Genomic DNA, 2,289 nt, shown 5'->3' on the forward strand with positions numbered 1-2,289 from the left:
GCCCAACACCTCCATGACCACAGCGTCGGGCAGTTCCAGCAACCGCTGGAACAATCCGCTGACGCCGTTCCTCGGCTCGTGGCCCAAGGCAACGCTGGCCTCGTCGGGGTCGAAGTCCAGCACGGCCAGCACTGCGCGCCGCCGCTCGTCGAAGCGGGCCTCGGCAACGCTGGTTTCGATGCTCTCGGTGATCGCTTCGTTACGGCTGCGCTGATCCTGCACCCTCACGCCCCACAGGGGCGAACCGCAAATCGCGTGGGCGACCATGACGCGCAGCGCCACGCCGCTGTTCGCGGCAAGCGCCGACCGCACTGCCGCATGGCGGTGCAGGTCGATATAGCTGGTCATGGCGGCGGTGATTTCGGGGCGGACGGCTGCGGGCTGCTTTGCCGCCTCGCTGCCGCCCTCACCCTGCCGCCGCGCTTCCTTGCGGGTCAGATAGCCTTCGTGAAAGGCGACCTCGCCCTTGCCGTTGACGTCGATATAGACGCGCCCGCCTTTGCGCTTGGGGGTCTTTTCATGCTCCCATGTCTGGAAATAGACACTGGCGGGGACGATTTCGACCGCGCTCCACCCGTCTTCGAGATAGGCGGCCTTGCGCCGCTCAATCTCGGCACCCTGCGCGGCCCAGAACTGATCGGCATCGGCGAAATAGCCTTCGTCGCCGAACAGGTCTTTGACGATCTGGCCGTCGAAGGCGGCAAGATCGAACAGCGCCGCACTCGTCGCAATCGACGCGCCGCCGAACAGCCACGCCTTCAACTGCTGCCCGCGAGGGGCATAGCCGTCCGCATCCTCGAACAGCGCCAGCCACGCCTTTTGCTGCGCCTTGGTCGCCAAGGTCAGATGCTTGACCGTCGCCGCGTCGATTTCCTCGGCGCGGAACGCCTCGCGGATGCGCGGCAACAGATTGCCAAGAGCAAGGATGCGCTTCACCTGCAACTCCGTGAGCGCGAAGGTTGCGGCAATGTCCTCGACGCTGCGGCCTTCCTTGACCAGCCGCGTGTAGCTTTCCCATTGCGTGACCTGATCGGGGTTCTGCCGCAGCATATTCTCGATCATCGAGATTTCGAGCGCCTCGGCGTCGTCGCCTTCGCCAAGCGTGATACAGGGCAGCGTCACGCCGTCCTGGCCTTGCTTCGCCGCTTCAAGGCTGGCGAAGTAGCGGCGCTTGCCCGCGACAATCTCGAAATGACCGGCGTTGCAGTTGGGCCGCACGAACAGCGGCGAAATCACGCCGCGCTTGATGATCGACGGCAATATGTCCGAAATGTCGGGCGGCTTCTTGCCAGCCCTCATATTGGCCTTGGAAACCGATAGCCGGTCGAGCGGGATTTGGTCGATGTGCATGGTAAGTTACTCCTTCGCTTGCGTGGTGGCCCCGTCCTCGGGGCATCTTGGGGGGCGGTGAGGACGGGGCCGGTTGTCCGCGCAGGGAAAATCCCGCGCGGGGTCTGCCGCCGCCTTGGGGGTCAAGGTGGCGGAAGCTCTGAAAGCGCGTCGGCGCTGGCGGCGGCTGCAACCTCAAGCCGCGCCTTGTCTTCGGTGATGCCGCCGCACAGGCGGGCGGCATCGGCATAGATGGTCAGTGGGAAGCGCCCTTCAAAATGAAGGTCGCGCTCGATGGCGAGGCCGAACGGCAGTTTGACCGCTGCAATCTCGGATAGGCTGGCTGAACCCATTTCGGGGCAACCGAACCCAAGGTCGCACAGGCCGAACAGGGTGTCGCCGTCCTCATCCAGTTCGGAAAACAGCCAAGTGCCAGACCCTACAGGATTGAAGAATTTGACGACCGGCGCATGATCGCCACGGCTCTGGCCGTTGGCGATCAGCCGTGTGCGCTGGTCTTGGGTGAGTAGCAGCATGGGGGGAATCCTTTCAAAACAACTCGATCTGGTTGCGGGCGTTGGTGTCGAACAGGCCGTGATCGGCGGGGCGCTGCGCCTTGCGCGGCTCCAGCGGCGCATTGGCGCGGATGGCGAGCCGGTCGCGGGGCGTGATCGGCGCAACGCCGTGAACCAGCGTCTGCTCGCCGATGGCCGTCTGCTCGGACTCAAGAGGGAGCGGCGCGCTCATGCCGCGCGCGCCAGACCGGATTCGCTCTCCCGAACGAAAGCCAAGAGAAAGTCAGCGGCCTTGCTGGCTTGGCTGGCGGCTTTGAAGATGGCGCGATTGTCGGCGCGCAACACGGCCAGCCACGAACCAAGGTAATCGGCATGGCGCACGGTCGGGACGATCCCAAGCGCGGCGCACAGGAATGCCGATGTCAATTCGGCGCAAAGTTCCTCG

4 protein-coding genes are annotated in these 2,289 nt (G+C 64.7%); all 4 read right to left on the reverse strand.

The genetic code is table 11. The features are described from left to right. On the reverse strand, positions 1-1,350 hold a 1,350-nt coding region (locus DXH95_RS15945; RefSeq protein ID WP_115550567.1), incomplete at its 3' end, for a ParB/RepB/Spo0J family partition protein. A 122-nt stretch (positions 1,351-1,472) separates the two neighbouring features. Further along, positions 1,473-1,865, reverse strand: coding sequence for a DUF2958 domain-containing protein (locus tag DXH95_RS15950; protein WP_115550568.1), 393 nt, complete (start codon positions 1,863-1,865; stop codon positions 1,473-1,475). A 13-nt stretch (positions 1,866-1,878) separates the two neighbouring features. Beyond that, positions 1,879-2,076 carry a hypothetical protein gene (locus tag DXH95_RS15955; RefSeq protein ID WP_115550569.1) on the reverse strand — a complete coding sequence of 66 codons (198 nt, stop codon included), beginning with the start codon at positions 2,074-2,076 and terminating at the stop codon, positions 1,879-1,881. Further along, positions 2,073-2,289 (reverse strand): zincin-like metallopeptidase domain-containing protein (locus DXH95_RS15960; protein WP_239016717.1); only part of this gene is annotated, 217 nt, incomplete at its 5' end. The genes DXH95_RS15960 and DXH95_RS15955, both read right to left, overlap by 4 nt.

The sequence above is a fragment of the Sphingorhabdus pulchriflava genome, from assembly GCF_003367235.1.
Taxonomy (GTDB): domain Bacteria; phylum Pseudomonadota; class Alphaproteobacteria; order Sphingomonadales; family Sphingomonadaceae; genus Sphingorhabdus_B; species Sphingorhabdus_B pulchriflava.

Bases quoted from the DNA above. Each gene is read 5' to 3' on its own strand.
- DXH95_RS15950 (WP_115550568.1), bottom strand. From the start codon at position 1,865: ATGCTGCTACTCACCCAAGACCAGCGCACACGGCTGATCGCCAACGGC.
- DXH95_RS15955 (WP_115550569.1), bottom strand. From the start codon at position 2,076: ATGAGCGCGCCGCTCCCTCTTGAGTCCGAGCAGACGGCCATCGGCGAG.